General features: G+C 66.1%; 18 protein-coding genes. 8 read left to right on the plus strand and 10 right to left on the minus strand.

Annotated features, from left to right (window positions below):
- Positions 1–107 precede the first annotated feature (107 nt).
- The 3 genes from fdxA to dapA are packed head-to-tail and all read right to left on the minus strand — an operon-like array spanning position 108 to position 1,941.
- Entirely contained in the window at positions 108–431 is a 324-nt protein-coding gene (gene fdxA, locus F3N42_RS13685) for a ferredoxin FdxA (protein WP_150865052.1), read from the minus strand.
- Positions 428–1,045, minus strand: a complete 618-nt coding sequence (locus F3N42_RS13690; RefSeq protein WP_150865053.1) for a hypothetical protein — start codon at positions 1,043–1,045, stop codon at positions 428–430. The genes fdxA and F3N42_RS13690 overlap by 4 nt, the downstream gene beginning before the upstream one ends.
- 5 nt (positions 1,046–1,050) lie before the next feature.
- A complete protein-coding gene (dapA, locus tag F3N42_RS13695) occupies positions 1,051–1,941 on the minus strand; it encodes a 4-hydroxy-tetrahydrodipicolinate synthase (RefSeq protein ID WP_150865054.1) in 891 nt (296 codons plus the stop codon).
- Positions 1,942–2,042: 101 nt separating this feature from the next.
- On the opposite strand from dapA, the gene F3N42_RS13700 reads away from it, so the two are divergent.
- Both F3N42_RS13700 and F3N42_RS13705 read left to right on the plus strand, forming a co-directional pair.
- The gene (locus F3N42_RS13700; protein WP_150865055.1) at positions 2,043–2,510 is read left to right on the plus strand and encodes a peroxiredoxin; all 468 of its coding nucleotides are present in this window, start codon (positions 2,043–2,045) and stop codon (positions 2,508–2,510) included.
- 70 nt (positions 2,511–2,580) lie between these two features.
- Entirely contained in the window at positions 2,581–3,975 is a 1,395-nt protein-coding gene (locus F3N42_RS13705) for a PhoH family protein (RefSeq protein ID WP_150865056.1), read from the plus strand.
- 201 nt (positions 3,976–4,176) lie between these two features.
- On the opposite strand, the gene F3N42_RS13710 is transcribed toward F3N42_RS13705, so the two are convergent.
- The 7 genes from F3N42_RS13710 to F3N42_RS13740 all read right to left on the minus strand — a co-directional run bounded on the left by F3N42_RS13710 (position 4,177) and on the right by F3N42_RS13740 (position 9,311).
- Entirely contained in the window at positions 4,177–5,241 is a 1,065-nt protein-coding gene (locus F3N42_RS13710) for an AI-2E family transporter (RefSeq protein ID WP_150865057.1), read from the minus strand.
- Positions 5,242–5,315: 74 nt separating this feature from the next.
- Positions 5,316–6,425, minus strand: coding sequence for a hypothetical protein (locus F3N42_RS13715; protein ID WP_191621439.1), 1,110 nt, complete (start codon positions 6,423–6,425; stop codon positions 5,316–5,318).
- Positions 6,426–6,758: 333 nt separating this feature from the next.
- The gene (locus tag F3N42_RS13720; protein WP_150865059.1) at positions 6,759–7,769 is read right to left on the minus strand and encodes an isocitrate dehydrogenase; all 1,011 of its coding nucleotides are present in this window, start codon (positions 7,767–7,769) and stop codon (positions 6,759–6,761) included.
- A 153-nt stretch (positions 7,770–7,922) separates the two neighbouring features.
- On the minus strand, positions 7,923–8,264 hold the full coding sequence (locus tag F3N42_RS13725) for a TusE/DsrC/DsvC family sulfur relay protein (protein ID WP_150865060.1): 342 nt from the start codon (positions 8,262–8,264) through the stop codon (positions 7,923–7,925).
- The gene (locus F3N42_RS13730; protein ID WP_150865061.1) at positions 8,261–8,581 is read right to left on the minus strand and encodes a DsrH/TusB family sulfur metabolism protein; all 321 of its coding nucleotides are present in this window, start codon (positions 8,579–8,581) and stop codon (positions 8,261–8,263) included. Before F3N42_RS13730 ends, F3N42_RS13725 begins: the two co-directional genes overlap by 4 nt.
- 5 nt (positions 8,582–8,586) lie before the next feature.
- Positions 8,587–8,958 carry a DsrE family protein gene (locus F3N42_RS13735; protein ID WP_150865062.1) on the minus strand — a complete coding sequence of 124 codons (372 nt, stop codon included), beginning with the start codon at positions 8,956–8,958 and terminating at the stop codon, positions 8,587–8,589.
- Complete coding sequence (locus tag F3N42_RS13740; protein ID WP_150865063.1) at positions 8,958–9,311, minus strand: DsrE family protein; 354 nt, start codon at positions 9,309–9,311, stop codon at positions 8,958–8,960. Before F3N42_RS13740 ends, F3N42_RS13735 begins: the two co-directional genes overlap by 1 nt.
- 72 nt (positions 9,312–9,383) lie before the next feature.
- Between F3N42_RS13740 and F3N42_RS13745 the strand changes: the two genes are divergently transcribed.
- From F3N42_RS13745 to F3N42_RS13770, 6 genes are all read left to right on the plus strand, one after another.
- Positions 9,384–10,898: a M48 family metalloprotease gene (locus tag F3N42_RS13745; protein ID WP_150865064.1), complete on the plus strand. Its 1,515-nt coding sequence runs from the start codon at positions 9,384–9,386 to the stop codon at positions 10,896–10,898.
- A gap of 83 nt (positions 10,899–10,981) precedes the next feature.
- Positions 10,982–11,680: a phosphate regulon transcriptional regulator PhoB gene (gene phoB, locus F3N42_RS13750; protein ID WP_224784941.1), complete on the plus strand. Its 699-nt coding sequence runs from the start codon at positions 10,982–10,984 to the stop codon at positions 11,678–11,680.
- 6 nt (positions 11,681–11,686) lie between these two features.
- Positions 11,687–12,997 carry a phosphate regulon sensor histidine kinase PhoR gene (gene phoR / locus F3N42_RS13755; RefSeq protein WP_150865065.1) on the plus strand — a complete coding sequence of 437 codons (1,311 nt, stop codon included), beginning with the start codon at positions 11,687–11,689 and terminating at the stop codon, positions 12,995–12,997.
- Entirely contained in the window at positions 12,994–14,022 is a 1,029-nt protein-coding gene (locus tag F3N42_RS13760; RefSeq protein ID WP_150865066.1) for a PstS family phosphate ABC transporter substrate-binding protein, read from the plus strand. The genes phoR and F3N42_RS13760 overlap by 4 nt, the downstream gene beginning before the upstream one ends.
- 32 nt (positions 14,023–14,054) lie before the next feature.
- Positions 14,055–16,187: a polyphosphate kinase 1 gene (ppk1, locus tag F3N42_RS13765; RefSeq protein WP_150865067.1), complete on the plus strand. Its 2,133-nt coding sequence runs from the start codon at positions 14,055–14,057 to the stop codon at positions 16,185–16,187.
- A gap of 12 nt (positions 16,188–16,199) precedes the next feature.
- Entirely contained in the window at positions 16,200–17,723 is a 1,524-nt protein-coding gene (locus F3N42_RS13770) for a Ppx/GppA phosphatase family protein (RefSeq protein ID WP_150865068.1), read from the plus strand.
- Positions 17,724–17,726 lie beyond the last annotated feature (3 nt).

The following is a 17,726-nucleotide window of genomic DNA, read 5'->3' on the forward strand; positions in this document are numbered from 1 at the left end:
TGCTCCCGGGAACTTCGGCGGCATGGATGCCGCCGATGAGCGCCCATGGACGGGTTCACAGCGATTCCCGGGAGCAGCACACCCCCGGCACCCCGCTTCGAAGCGGCTCAGCGCTCCAGGAGTTCGGCCTTGCCGGTCTTGTCCGCCCACTCGTCGGCGTCGGCCGGCGCGGCCTCCATCTCGGTGATGACGGGCCAGATGCGGGACAGCTCGGCGTTGATCTCGATGAAGCCTTCCTGGCCGTCGGGCAGGTCATCTTCGGGGTAGATGGCCTCGACCGGGCACTCCGGTTCACACAGGGTGCAGTCGATGCACTCGTCGGGGTCGATGACCAGGAAATTCGGGCCGGCGTGAAAGCAGTCGACCGGGCAGACCTCGACACAATCGGTATAGCGACACTTGATGCAGGCCTCGGTGACGACGAAAGTCATCCCAGGTCCTCCATGAAAATGCCCAGCACGTGCTCGGCCGCGCCGGTGGATGCCGGCTGGCCGGTGTCCTGCATCAGGAATACGCGCGCGCCCTTGCCATCCGGCTCGATGCGGGTGCGGTAGACGCCGGAGTAGTTGGGGATGTCACCGCCGGTCCAGAACGCCATCTTCTGCCACCAGGCGCGCGGGTCAGACGGCGCGTGGCTGTACTCGAAGCGGTACCCGCCGTTGGCGCCTTCGGACAGCAGGTCCATGCCTTCGGACTGGATCGACAGGCCGATGCGCCTGGCCACCTCGTCGGTGCCGTAGTTGACCTGCAGGTAGGCGCCCTCGGCCGACCACGCCATGAAGGCGTCGGTCCTGCCCTGGCCACCGGTGTTGACCACGCGGGGCGGGCTGGGGTTGAGTTCGTCACCGGCCGGCATGCGCATTTCCGGGACGGTGATCAGCACCGGGTTACGTTCCGGCGGCTGGTCCATGCCCTCGGGCACTTTCACCCGGGGCGCCTCGGTGGCGGCCAGGTATTCCGGGGGCCGGTCCTTGAACCAGCTACACCCGCCCGCCAGTACGGCAAACAGGGCCAGCGCCGCGGCGCGAGTCGTAGATTTCAGCATTGGGTCTAAAGCGTCCTGCCGGGCACCAGGCCCAGCGTCTGCAGGCAGGACTCGACATCCTGCCTGTACGCGCCATCCAGGGGCATGAGCGGCAGCCGGATCCCCGGGCCGATCATCCCCATGGCGCAAAGCATCCATTTTACAGGAATCGGGTTGGTTTCCACGCCCAGCAGCCGATACAGGCCCTGGAGTTCGGTGTCGATGGCGCGCGCCTGCTCCAGGTCACCGTCCGCGACCGCCGCGCACAGGCGGCTCATCGGGCCCGGAACCACGTTGGTCGCGACCGAGATCACGCCGGAGGCGCCGGCCTCCATCGCGGCCCGGCAGCTGCCGTCATCTCCGCTGAGCAGGTCCATGGTCGTACCGCAGGCGGCCAGCTGTTCGCTGACCCGCGTGGCGTCGCCGACCGCTTCCTTCAGCGCGACAATATTGTCCTCGCCGGACAGTCGCTGCACCGTGGCGGGCAGCAGGTCAACGGCGGCACGGGTGGGCACGTTGTACAGGATCAGCGGCAGGCCACCATGGCGCGCCACCTCGCGGTAGTGCGCCTCCAGCCCGCGTTGCGGCGGCCGGTTGTAACACGGCGTCACCGCCAGCGCGGCATCGGCGCCCAGGCTCGCGGCCTTCTGGGTGCGGCGGATGGTGCGCGTGGTGGACTGGTTGCCGGTGCCGGCGATGACAGGCACGTGGCCGTCAATATGGCGCACGGCCAGCTCCAGCAAGCGATCGGCCTCTTCATCGGTCAGGGTGGCCGCCTCGGCGGTGGTGCCGGCGATGACCACGCCGGTGGTGCCGTTTTCAAGCTGGAAGTCGAGCAGGCGGAGGAACGCGTCCTCGTCCACCTGGCCGGACGAATCCATGGGTGTCACCAGCGCGACGATACTGCCGTGAAACATGCGGGAGAAGCCTTGCGATACGAGGCGCAATAGTACTTGCGACCCCCGGGACTGACAAGTATCCTGCCGGTAAGGGCGCCGGGCCCGGAACAGGAGGATTCATGGTCACCGTCGGCAAGCGCGTAGACAACTTCACCCTTCCCGCTACCGGCGACACCGAACTCTCGCTAGACGATTTCCGCGGCACCCACCTGGTCCTGTATTTCTACCCCAAGGACCACACCCCGGGCTGCACCCGCGAAGGCCAGGACTTCCGTGACCTGTACGACCGCTTCAAGGCCGCCGGCGCCGATATCCTGGGCGTCTCACGCGACAGCGTACGCACACACGAAAACTTCTGCGCCAAGCACGACTTCCCGTTCCGGCTGTTATCTGACAAGGAAGAAACCCTGTGCAAGCAATTTGACGTGATCCGCGAGAAGAAACTCTACGGCCGCACCTACATGGGCATCGACCGCAGCACTTTCATCATTGACGCCGAAGGTGTCCTGCGCGCCGAGTGGCGCAAGGTCAAGGTCCCCGGCCACGCCGAGGCCGTCCTTGAAGCCGTCGAAGCCCTGAATGCGTAACCTGTAACGAGTATTCTGTCACGCGTCACCTGTCACCCGTAACCACTCACCGGAGACCCACCAACACCCCATGGGAAAAAACAAGCGCCTCTACGTGCTCGACACCAATGTCCTGATGCACGACCCCACCGCGCTGTTCCGCTTCGAGGAGCATGACGTATTCCTGCCCATGATGGTTCTTGAGGAACTCGACGCCGCCAAGAAGGGCCTGTCGGAAGTGTCCCGCAATGTTCGCCAGGTCAGCCGCTTTATCGGCGAGATGATGACCCGCCAGGGCGTCGACGACCTGGAGGAAGGGCTGCAACTGATGGTCCCCGACGAACTGGAGATGGACGCTGGCCGCGGTCGGTTGTTCTTCCAGACGACGATGCCGGAGACCCACTCCAGCCTGCTTCGCGACGCCTCGTTCGCCGACAACGAGATCCTGTCGACGGTCATGTACCTGCGCGAGACCATCGAGGACCACCAGGTCATCCTGGTGTCCAAGGACATCAACCTGCGCATCAAGGCCGCCATCCTGGGCGCCGCCGCCGAGGACTACTTCAACGACAAGGCCCTGGACGACCTGGAACTGCTCTACCGCGGCCTGCGCGAAGAGGACGAGTCGTTCTGGGAGCGCTATCCCGACATGGAGTCGTGGACCGAAAACGGCGCCACCCATTACCGCATTCCTCGCGTCGACGGCGACGACTGGTTTCCCAACCAGTGCGTCTCGATCGGCCAGGGCGACGGCGTCGAGGCCATCGTCAGCGAGGTGACGAAGGACGCCGTGGTACTGCGCCTGGTGAATGACTACAAGTCCGGCAACCGCAACGTCTGGGGCATCCAGGCCCGCAACCTGGAGCAGAATTTCGCCCTCAACCTTCTGATGGACCCGCAGATCGACTTCGTCACGCTGCTGGGCCAGGCCGGCACCGGCAAGACCCTGCTGACCCTGGCCGCCGGCCTGGCGCAGACACTGGACGAGAAGCGCTATACCGAGATCATCGTTACCCGCGCCACGGTGGCGCTGGGCGACGACATCGGCTTCCTGCCCGGCACCGAGGAAGAAAAGATGACGCCGTGGATGGGTGCGCTGACGGATAACCTGGAAGTGCTGACCCAGCCACAGGAGGGTGGCGACTGGGGCCGCGCGGCCACCAACGACCTGCTCTCCAGCCGGGTCAAGGTGCGCTCGCTGAACTTCATGCGCGGCCGCACCTTCATGAACCGCTACGTCATCATCGACGAGGCCCAGAACATCACGCCGAAACAGATGAAGGCCCTGCTGACCCGCGCCGGCCCCGGCACCAAGATGATCTGCCTGGGCAACGTCGGCCAGATCGACACCCCCTACCTGACCGAAACCACCTCCGGCCTGACCTTCGCCGTCGACCGCTTCAAGGACTGGTCACACGGTGGCCACATCACCCTGCGCCGCGGCGAACGCTCAAGACTCGCCGACTTCGCCTCCGAAGTACTTTGACGGCGACGCGTGACGGGTGACGCGTGACGCGTGACGCGTGACGAAAAGCGTTCCACCCTGGGGAGGGGCTTACTCCTTTCCGGACCTTCGGCGGCATGGATGCCGCCGATGAGCGCTACATGGACGTACTCGAGCGAGTCCGGAAAGGAGTAAGCCCCTCCCCAGGGCATGCGACACCGCCCCGCCGTCACGCGTTACGCGTTACGCGTCACCCGTCACCACCGCCTGGCGGGGCCAGGCATTGATGACCGCGTTCACCACGGTGGCCAGCGGAATGGCGAAAAAGATGCCCCAGAAACCCCACAGGCCGCCGAACACCAGGATGGCGACGATGATGGCGACCGGGTGCAGGTTGACCGCTTCGGAGAACATCAGCGGCACGAGCACGTTGCCGTCGAGGATCTGGATAATGGTGTAAACGATGACCACCCAGCCGAAATCCCAGCCCCAGCCAAACTGGAAGTACGCCACCATGGCCACCGGGATCGTGGCCGAAAACGCGCCGACGTAGGGAATCAGCACCGAGAAACCGACCACGGTGGCCAGCAGTGCCGCGTATTGCAGGCCCAGCAGCAGGAACGCGATGTAAGCCACGCTGCCGACGATGATGATCTCACCGAACTTGCCGCGCACGTAGTTGGCGATCTGCGATTCGACCTCGGTCCAGACCCGCGACACCAGGTCGCGGTGGGCCGGCAGGAAACCGACATACCAGCCGATGATCCGATCCTTGTCCTTCAGGAAAAAAAACACCAGCACGGGCACCAGGACGAGGAGGATCACCAGGCCGGCGAGGTTGGCCACCGACGCCAGTGACCAGCTCAGGGCCTGCTGGCCCCAGCGGCCGATCTCGACGCTGATGTTCTCGGTCACGGCGTTAACCTGCGCTTCGGACACCAGCTGCGGGTAGCGCCGCGGCAACTCAACCAGCAGTTCCTGGCCCTGGCTGATGTAGTTGGGCAGCGCGGTCAACAGTTGCGTCAGCTGGCGTGACAGCATCGGCACCAGGCCGAACAGCAAAAGGAACAGCGAGGCCAGGAAGAACAGGAACACGATGATCACTGCGGGCAGGCGACCGAGCCCGAACCGCTGCAGCAGCTGCACCGCGCCTTCAAGCAGGTAGGCGACGACCAGGCTGGCGAACACCGGCCACAGCATGGCGCCCAGGCCGAACACGATCAGCGCGCCGATGACCAGGATCAGCGCCAGCAGCACGATCTGCGGGTCGGAGAATGTCCTTTGGAACCAGGCCTTCAGGAAGTCCACGGCGTTCAGCCTTCAGTTCGGGTGGGGGAGACGTGCGACGCGGGCCGGTGACGGACACCGGAACGCCGCGGCGATCAGAAGTCCCAGCTCCAGGAGGCCTCAACCTCCAGGTCCAGGCCCAGGCTCTCGGTCGCCACGCCGAGTACGTTGCCACCGAACACCAGGTCGGCAGGCGCATACGCGGCATTCAGGTTGAAGCGGCTGAAGTCACCGGTGCGGCGCGAGTACCCCACCATCATGGCGTGGTCGGCCAGGTCATCTTCCAGCGCGCGTTCCAGGGTGCGTGATGTGGGTGACGGTGTTGAGCGTGAGCTCACGTCGACCCGCCACTGGGTGTCCTTGCCGTTATCCCAGGTGTAACCCAGGGTGTAGACGGTCAGGTCGTCCCAGCCAAACACCGGGCTGGTCGAGTCACCCAGCAGCGACAGGAAGCGGTCCGGCAGCATGCGGCTGGGGAACGCGGCCACGTCGCTGTAAAGCACCCGTTCGATGGACACGCTCAGCCAGGAGCGCTGGTTGGCCTGGAAGGCCACGTCGAAGCTGGCGCGGGCCGGGATATCGAAGTCTGCCGGGCTGGAGTAGACGCCGCGGTAGTAGGCGAATTCTTCCATGTCGATACGCGACTGGAAGCCGGCGCCAAAGCTGACGCGGCGGCTGACTTCGCTGCGCACGGCCAGGCGCACACCGGTGCCGTAGGACGACTCCTGGTAGGGCTCGTACGGGTCCAGGTTGCGCAGCATGGACTGCTGGTCATTCAGCGCCACCAGGCCCAGGCGCGAGGTGCCGTAGCTCTGGTAGGCCAGGATGGCCTCCACGCCCAGCACGCTGTGGTCATTCAGGGCGTGGAACACGCCGGGGGCCAGCAGCTGCCGCTCGAAGCCCATGCCGGGCGACGCCAGGCCGACGGAACCATTGCCACCCTGGTACTGAAAGGAATTGAGCTGTTGCACGTCCCACTCGAACCGCGACCAGGTATCCGGCTCCGAATCCAGGCCGGAGGCAAACATCGGCAGCAGCGACACCATTTCCGGCTGCAGCCAGGAAATGCGCAGCGGCGGCAGTTCCGGGTCCGCCATGTAGTCGGGCGTCAGCTCCCGGGCCAGGTAGTCCTGCCAGGGTCCGAGCTCGAAACCGAGCACGTAAAACGGTGTCAGGCCCGTTCCGCCGGAGACAAAACCGGTCATCGGCAGGCCCGGAAGCTGGGCAGCACAAAGCCCGGGAACCATGCCCGCGGCCATCACTGCTGCCTTTAACCTGCCTGCTTTCACCGCCGTTTGGCGCTCCTGTATTCAACCCGGTGGGATTGACGTGGAAATATGGCAGGAAAACAACACGGTGTCAATGTAAACACCCCTGCCCCGACGCCCATCCTGCTTGGCAGATTAGCGCCTTAAACCGTTGTATTTTATCACTTAACCCAACCACCAACTGATCAGGCGCTGACCACGGCCGGGACCAGTGATCGATGGCCGGGGCCGGTGGCCCTGTTGCACACCCGCAACAGGGCACCGGCAGCCTCAGGCCTGGATGCGTTCGACGATCGCGTCCGCCATCGAGCGGGTGCTGCCGTTGCCGCCGACATCGGGTGTGACCCGGTCGCGGGCCTCCAGCGTGTCGCGAATCGCCTGGCGCAGGCGGCGCGCCTGCGGCTCCATGTCCAGGTGGGCCAGCATCTGTGCCGCGGCCAGCATCAGTGCGCAGGGGTTGGCAATCCCCTGGCCGGCGATGTCCGGCGCGGAACCGTGTACGGCCTCGAACATCGCCGCGTTCTCGCCGATGTTGGCGCCCGGCGCCAGGCCCAGGCCGCCGACCAGGCCGGCGCAGAGATCGGAAATGATGTCGCCGAACAGGTTGGTGGTGACGATCACGTCGAACTGCCACGGGTCCATGACCAGCTTCATGCAGGTCGCGTCGACGATCATCTCGCTGCTCTCGATGTCCGGGTAGTCGGCGGACACCTCGCGCGCCACGTCCAGGAACATGCCGGACACGGCCTTCAGGATATTGGCCTTGTGAACGATGGTGACCTTCTTGCGGCCCTCGCGGCGGGCCATGTCGAAGGCGTAACGGGTGATCCGCTCGCAGCCCTTACGGGTGACGATGGTCTTCGACTCCGCCTGCTTGCCGTCCTCGCTGACCTGCGCGTCGGCCGCCAGGTAGGCGCCCTCGGTGTTCTCGCGCACGGTGATGATGTCGATGTTCTCGAAGTTCGAACGCGTGCCCGGCAGGCTGACCACGGGGCGCACATTGGCGTACAGGTCGAACTCCTTGCGCAGGGTCACGTTGATGGAGCGGAAGCCCTTGCCGACCGGGGTCGTCAGCGGGCCTTTCAGCACCAGCTTGTTGCGGGCGATGGACTCCAGCGTGGCGTCCGGAATCAGGTCGCCGTGCGCTTCCAGCGCCGCCAGGCCCGCGAAGGCCTCCTCGTATTCGAAATCGGTATCCAGCGCGTCGAGGACACGCAGGGTCGCGTTCATGATCTCCGGGCCGATGCCATCGCCGGGAATAACGGTAATCTTGGTCGACATGTGTTTTTCTCTCCAGGAACGCGCCACCCACCACCCCCGCGGAACGGGGCACGGTCTCCAACGTCATGGGACTGGCGCGGAAAACCGGCCATTATATAGGAAACAAACGCTTGAATCGCCTGCGGCCGGTTCGGCCGCTGGTGCGGACCAGGCTCAGATACAGCTCACCGGGCGTGGCAGTCCCGCGTAACGCACGCCCTGCAGGCCGGGGCCGTCGGGAAACAGCCGGTAGAGTTCGCGGCTGCCCAGGGTCGTGTCGCCGGTGCGCTTTCGCAGGCGCATGACCAGGGCGCGCATCGGCGGCTCGATGCCGTGCTCGTCGAAATACCGGCGGGTCTCCTCCAGCACCTGCCAGTGCGCCGGCTCCAGGGTCACGCCATCGGCGCCGGCCATGGTCTCGGCCACCTCGGCGCGCCACTGCGAAGGGTCGAGCAGGTAGCCCCTGTCGTCAATGGCCAGCTCGGTGCCATCGTCCAGCGCCAGCACGCCGCTCATGTCCAGCTCAGCACGTGACGATGGCGGTGCACCATGCGGACCCAGTCGTCGTCACCAACCAGCGGAATGTCGGGACTGGCGGGCAGGCCGCGGGCGCGGACATCGGTCTCCAGCGCGCACACCCGCCGGGCACGGGCCAGCAGGCCGGCCAGCGCCGGAGCGCCATCGTCACCCGGACGTACGGGCGCCAGCAGCGACACGCCGCTGTCCACCAGCAGCACCTCGTCATCCGGGCCGAGCTGGCCCAGGCAGTCGGCCACGGCATCGGCGCGCGCGCTCATCAGCAGGTGCAGGCGACTGGTGATGTCGTCGGACACGCTTGTCAGGCCACCAGCAGGCGATCGCAGTCGCGCTGGCGGGCGCGCATGTCGGTGGATGACAGCGGCTCGACCTCGACACCGAATGCCATGCCCGACGCGCGCATGGCCTCCAGCGGCCCGGCCTCGGCCATGAACCGCACCGGGCCCAGCTCGTGCAGCGCCGTCCAGGCGTTGGCCGCGGCCGGCAGTCCCGCAGCGCCGGGTTGGCGCCCGGCCACCAGCTGCAGCAGGCCATCACCGACAAAGAACAGTTCCAGGCGCACGTCCATGCTGGCCGCCGCCATGGCCAGGTCCAGCTGGTCGCGACCGCTGCGCCCCTGCCACGGGGGCTGGCGGACGATCAGCCCCAGCGTTTCCAGGCTGTCGTTGCCCATCAGAAGCTCACCACGCGCGCGCTCTCGCCCATGCGTTCGACCACCTCGGCCAGGCCGGCGGGTCGGAACGGGCCAGGCACGGCCGCTTCCACCGCATCATCCCAGCGCCGGGCGGCGGCCGCGGAGCACAGCAGCAGGTCGACATCGTGCTGGCGCGCCAGGCTGGCCCACTCAGCGGCCAGGTCGGCGGCACCGGCGTCGCGGGCGCGCCCGGACCAGGCGTTGTAGACGCCGTCGCCCTGGAAATACACGGCCGCCAGCGGCGCACCGGCGGCCAGCGCCGCGCGCGCGAAACGCATGGCGGTGTGCGCCAGGGTGCTTCCCCATGGGCTGGCATTGACTATCAGGAGCATGTTCACGATCGCTTCGCTTCGGGATAAACTGGTCGCTGAAACCGAGAACCCTTCTGGCTCCCGGCTGTCCCAATGAGTCTCATGCAAACCCAACCCACGGTCAAGATACCTACCCGCCGCCTGCCCCGCTGGCTGCTGGCCCTCATCGTGGCCGCGGCGGCAACCGCGAGCGTGGCCCAGGAGCGGCGCATCGACCTGCCCGACATGGGCAATTCGGCCGACAACTACCTGTCGGACTCGGAAAAGCGCGAGTACGCCGAGGCCATCCTGATGCAGATGCGGGCCTACAACATCCTGGTCGATGACCCGCTGATCGCCGGCTACTTCTCCGACATGGGCTTCCGCCTGGTGGCCATGAGCGACGAGCCAACCAAGCCGTTTACCTTCGTGGTGCTGGACGAGAACCGCGTCAACGCCTTCGCGGCGCCGGGCGGCGTGGTCGCGCTGCACAGCGGGCTGATCCTGGAGGCGGAAACGGAAAGCGAGGTCGCCGGCGTGCTGGCGCATGAAATCGCCCATATCACCCAGCTGCACCTGTACCGCACGCTGCAGAACGCCCAGAACCTGACCATTCCCATCGCCCTGGGGATGCTCGCCCTGATCCTGGCCGGCGGCGGTGGCGGCGAAGCGATTGCCGGCGCGGTGGCCACCGGCACGGGCCTGCAGCAACAGGCGTACATCAATTTCACCCGCGCCAACGAATCCGAGGCCGACCGCATCGGCATCCGCACGCTGGCCATGGCCGGCTACGACCCGGAAGGCATGGCGGATTTCTTCGAGCGCCTGAACCGGGTCAACCGCACCGGCGGTGAGCAGCCCCCGGAGTTCCTGCGCACGCACCCGGTCACGGTTAACCGCATCGCCGAGGCCAAGGATCGCGCCGCCACGATGCAGCAACCCGAGCGCGGCAATGATTTCGGCTTCTACCTGGCCCAGGCCCGGCTGCGTGCGATGTTCGAGCCGCGGCCGGCCGACGCCGAGGCGTGGTTCCGCAACCGCCTGGAGTTCACCCACGACGAGATCCGCGCCGACGCGCTCCGCTACGGCCTGGCCATTGCCCTGCAGAAGCGGCGCGAGTTCGACGAGGCCCGCGAACTGCTCGACGAGCTGCTGAAACGACACCCAGGCCGCCTGCCATTCGAATTGCAGATGGCCGCCCTGGATGCCGACACCGGCGATGATGCCGCGGCCACGGAGCGACTGGCGTCACTGTGGGCCCTGTTCCCCGGCAACCACGCCATCGCCATGCAGTACGGAAAAATTCTGGTTCACCAGGACAACCCCGAAAGCGCCGCCCTGGCCACCGAGGTGTTACGCCGCCAGCTTCGCGACAAGACCGACGACCCGGCGCTGTACGAACTCTATGCCCGCGCGGCCGCACAGGCCGGCGAAAGTGTGCGCGCGTCAGAGGCGCTGGCGGAGTCCTACTTCCTGCGCGGCGGCGTCAAGGAGGCCCTGCAACAGCTGGAAATGCTCAAGCGCCGTGATGACCTGAACTACTACCAGCGCGCCCGCGTCACGGCCCGCCTGGAGGAGATGCGCATCATCCTGGCGGACTTTGACGTCAGCACGCCGGACGACGCCTGAAACACGACTGCCATAACTGTCATGAAACTGTCATGCGCAGGCCTATAATGGGCTGTCATGGTTATAGTGGCTGGGGCAAACCCGTGAATAACAAGCAGTCGCGTGTACTGGTGGTCGATGATGAATCCGCCATCCGCGAGATGATCCAGTTTGCCCTGCGCCGGGCCGGAATGGACGTCACCGGCGCCGAAGACGCCCGTGAGGCGCTCGCGCGCATCAGCGAAAGCAAGCCGGACATCATCCTGATGGACTGGATGATGCCGGGCGTCAGTGGCATCGAACTCACCCGCCGCCTGCGGCGCGAGCCGGTCACCGCCGATATCCCGATCATCATGCTGACCGCCAAGGTCACCGAGGACGACAAGGTCGCGGGCTTCGAGGCCGGCACCGACGACTACGTCATTAAGCCGTTCTCGCCGCGCGAACTGATCGCTCGCATCAACGCGGTCATGCGCCGCACCAGCCCGGCCGATGACGAAGGCCGCATCGGCGCCGGTGAACTGACCCTGGACACGGTGTCGCGGCGCGTGCTCGCCAGCGGCGAAGAAGTGCACCTGGGCCCCACCGAGTATCGGCTGCTGGAATTTTTCATGAGCAACCAGGGCCGGGCCTATAGCCGCTCGCAACTGCTTGACCATGTCTGGGGCACCAACGCCTACCTGGAAGAACGCACCGTGGACGTGCATATCCGCCGCCTGCGCAAAGCCCTGCAACCGTCCGGACTGGACGACTACGTGCAGACCGTCAGGGGACACGGGTACCGTTTCCTGGCGGGGGAATGACCCCGCGTGACACGGCGCCAGTGGCGGTTCCACGCAACCCGCTTTGCCCTTGGCACGGCGGTGGTGTTGCTGGTGGGCGGATTCAGCGGTTACTGGTGGCCGGCCATCGGCATTGCCCTGGCCGCCTACACGGCGTGGCTGCTGTACAACACCTGGCGCCTGCATCGCTGGTTGCGTGACGGGGACTCCGAGCCACCCGAAAGCCTGGGTGTCTGGTCCGACCTTTTTGAACAGATCTCCCGGTTACAGCGGCGTTACCGGGAACAACAGGCCCGGAACCAGGCCATCATCAAGGAGTTCCAGAGCATGACCGACGCCTTTCCCGACGCCACGCTGGTGCTCGACGAACAGGACGGAATCACCTGGTTCAACAGCGCCGCCGAGCGCATGCTGGGCCTGCGCTTTCCCGAGGACAGTGGCCAGCCGCTGACCAACCTGCTGCGCGACCCGGAATTCGCCAACTGGATGGCCGTGGACGGCAAGGTCGAGAGCCGTTTCGAAATGGCCAGCCCGCTGGATCCGAACGTGCACCTGAGCGTGCACTCGGTGCGCCACCGCGAAGACCAGCGCCTGCTGATTCTCCGCGACGTGACCGACCTGCATAACCTGGAGCAGGTGCGTCGGGACTTCGTCGCCAACGTCTCGCACGAACTACGCACGCCGCTGACTGTGCTGCTGGGTTACCTGGAGTCGCTGGGCGACCAGTTCGATGACGAACTGGGGCCCGCGGTCAGCCGCATGCAGGAGCAGGCCCGGCAGATGCAGGCACTGCTGAACGACCTGCTGGAACTGTCGCGGCTGCAGTCCGACAACCTGGGCGGCGAGCAGACCTCGGTGGATGTCTGCGCGATTCTCATGCAGCTCAAGGAGCAGGCGCTGGAGATCAGCCAGGGCAACCACGACATCGACGTTGACTGCCAGGGCGGGCTGTACCTGACCGGCTCCGAGGCCGACCTGGAAAGTGCATTTCGTAACCTGATCAACAACGCCATCCACTATACTCCCGAGGGCGGGCGCATCACGGTACGCTGGAAGGAGAATGCCGACGGCCAGCTGGCCTTTAATGTCAGTGACACCGGCATCGGCATCCCGCGCCGGGATATCCCCAGGCTGACCGAGCGGTTCTATCGCGTCGGCAGCGACCGGTCCCGCCACACCGGTGGCACCGGGCTGGGGCTGTCAATCGTCAAGCACGTGCTGAACGCGCATGACGCCCGCCTGGTCATCGAGAGCGTACTGGGAGAAGGCAGCACCTTTACCTGCCTGTTTCCCGCCAAGCGCCGGTCATTGCGGCAGGAGCGCAAGGAGCAAGCATGAAATTCAGGAACATCATCACCGGGGCGCTGATCCTCGGCACCCTGGCCGGGCCGGCCTGTGCTTTTGCGCAGGCGCAGCTTGACGAGGCCCTGCCCCGTTACGAGAAAGTGTCCGGTGTGTCCGGCAACCTCTCCAGCGTGGGCTCGGATACGCTCGCCAACCTGATGACGCTGTGGGCGGAACAGTTCAAGCGCTACTACCCCAACGTCAACACCCAGGTCCAGGCCGCGGGCTCGTCGACCGCGCCGCCGGCGCTGACCGAGGGCACCGCCAACATCGGCCCGATGAGCCGGCTGATGCGCGACCAGGAGATCGAGGCCTTCGAGGCTCGCTACGGTTACCAGCCCACCCTGGTGGCGGTCGCCATCGATGCACTGTCGGTGTTCGTGCACAAGGACAACCCCATTGACGGCCTGACCGTCGACCAGCTCGACCGGATCTTTTCCGCCACCCGCAACTGCGGCGGCGGCGCGCCCATCGATCTCTGGGGCCAGCTGGGACTGTCCGGCTCGTGGGAGAACCGCGGGATCCAGCTGTACGGGCGCAACTCGGTGTCCGGCACCTACGGCCACTTCAAGGAGCGCGCGCTGTGCCGCGGCGACTTCCGTGACACCGTCAATGAACAGCCGGGCTCGGCCTCGGTAGTGCAGTCGGTCTCAACCACGCTGAACGCCATTGGCTACTCGGGCATGGGTTACTCGACGTCGTCCGTAAGGGCCGTGCCCATCTCCCTGGGCGAGGATCGCCCGTTCGTGGAAGCGTCCATGGAAGAGGCCATCGCCGGCCGCTACCCGATGTCGCGGTTCCTGTACCTGTATGTCAACAAGGCCCCCGACCAGCCGCTGTCGCCGCTGGTGCGCGAGTTCCTGCGCATGGTGCTGTCCTACGAGGGCCAGGCCGTGGTGGTGCGTGACGGCTATGTGCCGTTCCCCGCGGCCGTCGCCGAGCGTGAGCGCGACAAGGTCGCGCCCGCCATGCCGGTGATCGACGCGGCCGCCGACGCCGCCGACAACCCGGGGTCATGAAAGCGCAAAGCTGAGCCCGTATACTCAAACGCATGGAATCCAACATCGTCGAGCTGCCGTCGAAGAACGCCTTCCTGAAGGATCTCGACCAGTACCCACCGGAGTCGCTGCGCGACCCCAGGCTGTTCGTCAGCCGCGAGCTGAGCCTGCTTGAATTCCAGAAGCGCGTGCTGTCACTGGCGCTGGACGACGCCATTCCCCTGCTGGAGCGACTGCGCTTTCTGAGCATATCCCGCGCCCTGCTGGACGAGTTTTTCGAAGTCCGTGTTGCGGCGCTGAAGCAGCGCATCCAGCACGGCGCGGCGCGGCCCGGCCCGGACGGCCTGACGCCACTGCATACACTGGCGATGATGCGCGAATCGGCGCTGGATATCGTCAACCGCCAGTACGGCGCCTGGCAGTCGGTGCTGCGACCCGCGCTGGCGCGCGAAGGCATCCGCTTTCTCGAAGCCTCGAGCTGGACCGAGCGCCAGCGCAGCTGGCTGCACAGCTACTTCCGCCGCGAGCTGCTGCCCATTCTCAGCCCGCTGGGGCTGGACCCGGCGCACCCGTTCCCGCGACTGCTGACCAAGAGCCTGAATTTCCTGGTCGAACTGCACGGCCGCGACGCCTTTGGCCGCGAGGGTTCCGTCGCCCTGGTACGGGCGCCGCGCTCATTGCCGCGACTGATCCGTATCCCGGTGTCCTATACCCGCGGGCCCTACGATTTCGTCTTCCTGTCATCGGTATTGCAGGCCTTCATGGCAGAACTGTTCCCGGGCATGGAGATCGTCGGTAGCCACCAGTTCCGTGTCACCCGCGATTCCGAACTACTGGTCGACGAAGAGGAAATCGAGGACCTGGCCAGTGCGCTGCGGCGCGAGCTCATGGACCGCGGTTATTCCGAAGGAGTTCGACTGGAAGCGCGCCAGACCTGCCCGCCCAACGTGCAGAAGTTCCTGGCCACGCGTTTCGAACTCAGCCCGGAAGACGTCTACCTGTGTGATGGCCCGGTCAACCTGTACCGCGTCACCGAGGTCATCGACCAGATCGACCGGCCCGACCTGTGCTACCCGGCGCGGCGTCAGCAAATGCCGAGACGGCTGGTCAGCAAAACCGACCTGTTCGCCGAGATTCGCCGTGGCGACATCCTGCTGCACCATCCCTACCAGAGTTTCTCACCGGTACTGGACCTGTTAAGCCAGGCCGCGGTTGACCCGGATGTGCTGGCCATCAAGCAGACGCTGTACCGCACCGGTGTCGACTCGCAGGTGGTCAACCTGCTGATCGAGGCCGCCCGCGCGGGCAAGGACGTCACCGCGGTCGTCGAGCTGCGTGCGCGCTTCGACGAGGACACCAATATCAGCCTGGCGACGCGGCTGCAGGAGGCCGGTGTGCAGGTGGTCTACGGCATCGTCGGTCACAAGACCCACGCCAAGATGCTGATGATCGTACGCCGCGAGCGCCGCAAGATCCGTCGCTACGTGCACCTGGGCACCGGCAACTACCATTCCGGCACCGCCAAGCTCTACACCGACTTCGGCTTACTGACCTGCCACCAGGAGATCACCGAGGACGTACAGAACCTGTTCCAGCAGCTGTCCGGGCTGGGCCGCGTCATCGAACTGAAGCGCCTGCTGAACTCGCCGTTCACGCTGCATCCGGGGCTGATGGACATGATTGCGCGAGAGGCCGAGCACGCCCGCGCGGGCCGCCCGGCGCGTATTGACGCCAAGCTCAACTCCCTGACCGAGCCGAAGATCATCCGCGCCCTGTACGACGCCGCCCGGGACGGCGTCGACGTGCGTCTCGTGGTGCGCGGCATGTGCTGCCTTCGCCCCGGCATCCCCGGGGTGTCCGAAAACATCCGGGTGCGCTCGATCATCGGCCGCTACCTGGAGCACTCGCGCATCTACATGTTCGAGAATGGCGGCGAGCGCGAAACCTGGCTATCCAGCGCCGACTGGATGGAGCGCAACCTGTTCCAGCGTGTCGAAGTGGCGTTTCCTGTTCTTGAGCCGGAACTGTCCGAGCGGGTGCGGCGCGAAGCCATCGAAACCGCCTGGGAGCCGCGCACCGAGGCCTGGGACATGCAGCCCGACGGCACCTACGAGCGCACGCCGGAGCCGGATGGGCGCAAGTATCGCCATCCGCAGAAGCGCGCGCAGAAAAAGATCCCGCGCTGAACCCATGACGGCATGACACCGCGTCGCAACGAGGACACCTACGCCGCCATCGACCTGGGCAGCAACAGCTTCCACCTGGTGGTTGCGCAGCGCCAGCACGGCGAGTTGCGCTTCGTCGACCGCATCCGCGAGATGGTGCGCCTGGGTGGCGGCCTGGACCGTCGCGGCTACCTGGACATGGAAGTACAACAGCGCGCCATCGAATGCCTGGCCCGCTTCGGCCAGCGACTGCGCGGCATCCCTGCCGGTAATATCCGCGCCGTGGGCACCCAGACCCTGCGCCGCATGCGTCACTCCAGCGCCTTTCTCATGGTCGCCGAGACCGCACTGGGCTGCCCCGTGGACATCATCGCCGGCCGCGAGGAGGCACGCCTGATCTACCTGGGCGTGTCCCAGGGCGTGTCCGGTCACGATGACCGGCGCCTGGTCATCGACATCGGCGGCGGCAGTACCGAGATGGTCATTGGCGAGGGGCTGGAGCCGCTGGAACTGGAAAGCCTGCAGTTTGGCTGCGTCTCGCTGACGCGCTGGTACTTTGGCAGTGGCAAACTCAGCCGCCGCAAGTTCGACAAGGCCAAGCGCGCCGTGCTCGCGGAAATGCAGGAACTGCAGGTGCGTTACCGGCAACTCGGCTGGGCCAGCGCCATCGGCTCGTCCGGCACCATCCGCGCCATCGCCGGCATCTGCCAGGCCAGGGGCTGGTGCGAGGAAACCATCACGGCCGACGCGCTGAACCAGCTGGTCAGGGAAACACTGGCCTTCAAGACCATCGACGCGGTCAACCTGCCGACCCTCAGTGACCGCCGCCACCCGGTCTTTATCGGTGGCCTGGTCATGCTCTCCGCCTGTTTCGATGCACTCGGCATCGACCGGCTGCGGGTCTCACCCTTCGCGCTGCGCGAAGGGGTGCTTCACGACCTGCTCGGGCGACTGGAACACCGCGACCCGCGGGCCAAGACCGTGGATGCGTTCATGGCGCGTTACGGCGTGGATCCGGCGCAGGTCGCCCGGGTCCGGAATGTAGCCCTGGCCGCGTTTGAAGGCATCGACGACGGCGATTTCAACACCACTGCCCTGCGCGACATCCTGGGTTGGGCCGCCGGCCTGCACGAAACCGGCCTGGGTGTCTCCCACAGCCACTACCAGGTGCACTCCGGTTACCTGGTCGCGGAATCGGACATGGCGGGTTTTTCACAGCAGGAGCAGCAGTTCCTGGCCACCCTGGTGCGCCACCACCGCCGCGAAATCCCCGGCAAGTACGCGGCCGGCCTGCCCGCCCGCCTGCATGAACCCCTGCGTCGCCTGCTGTTTTGCCTGCGCTTCGCGGCCATCCTGTGCCGCACCCGCGATGACACTGCGCTGCCACGGTTCGAGGCCAGCCGTGATGGCCACCGCGTGACGGTCGACTTCGAACCGGAATGGGCCATGGGGCACCCGCTGACGCTGGCCGACCTGGAGCAGGAGCGGGTCCAGCTGCGGGTACCCGGCATCGACCTGGATATCAGCCTGGGCCTGGTCCGCAACTCCGGCGCCTGACGG

The sequence above is a fragment of the Marinihelvus fidelis genome, assembly GCF_008725655.1.
GTDB classification, from domain to species: domain Bacteria; phylum Pseudomonadota; class Gammaproteobacteria; order Xanthomonadales; family SZUA-36; genus Marinihelvus; species Marinihelvus fidelis.

Bases quoted from the DNA above. Each gene is read 5' to 3' on its own strand.
- F3N42_RS13770 (WP_150865068.1), top strand. From the start codon at position 16,200: ATGACACCGCGTCGCAACGAGGACACCTACGCCGCCATCGACCTGGGC.
- F3N42_RS13700 (WP_150865055.1), top strand. From the start codon at position 2,043: ATGGTCACCGTCGGCAAGCGCGTAGACAACTTCACCCTTCCCGCTACC.
- F3N42_RS13760 (WP_150865066.1), top strand. From the start codon at position 12,994: ATGAAATTCAGGAACATCATCACCGGGGCGCTGATCCTCGGCACCCTG.
- ppk1 (WP_150865067.1), top strand. From the start codon at position 14,055: ATGGAATCCAACATCGTCGAGCTGCCGTCGAAGAACGCCTTCCTGAAG.
- F3N42_RS13725 (WP_150865060.1), bottom strand. From the start codon at position 8,264: ATGAGCGGCGTGCTGGCGCTGGACGATGGCACCGAGCTGGCCATTGAC.
- fdxA (WP_150865052.1), bottom strand. From the start codon at position 431: ATGACTTTCGTCGTCACCGAGGCCTGCATCAAGTGTCGCTATACCGAT.
- F3N42_RS13745 (WP_150865064.1), top strand. From the start codon at position 9,384: ATGAGTCTCATGCAAACCCAACCCACGGTCAAGATACCTACCCGCCGC.
- F3N42_RS13740 (WP_150865063.1), bottom strand. From the start codon at position 9,311: ATGCTCCTGATAGTCAATGCCAGCCCATGGGGAAGCACCCTGGCGCAC.
- dapA (WP_150865054.1), bottom strand. From the start codon at position 1,941: ATGTTTCACGGCAGTATCGTCGCGCTGGTGACACCCATGGATTCGTCC.
- F3N42_RS13690 (WP_150865053.1), bottom strand. From the start codon at position 1,045: ATGCTGAAATCTACGACTCGCGCCGCGGCGCTGGCCCTGTTTGCCGTA.
- F3N42_RS13705 (WP_150865056.1), top strand. From the start codon at position 2,581: ATGGGAAAAAACAAGCGCCTCTACGTGCTCGACACCAATGTCCTGATG.
- F3N42_RS13720 (WP_150865059.1), bottom strand. From the start codon at position 7,769: ATGTCGACCAAGATTACCGTTATTCCCGGCGATGGCATCGGCCCGGAG.
- F3N42_RS13735 (WP_150865062.1), bottom strand. From the start codon at position 8,958: ATGGGCAACGACAGCCTGGAAACGCTGGGGCTGATCGTCCGCCAGCCC.
- F3N42_RS13715 (WP_191621439.1), bottom strand. From the start codon at position 6,425: ATGACCGGTTTTGTCTCCGGCGGAACGGGCCTGACACCGTTTTACGTG.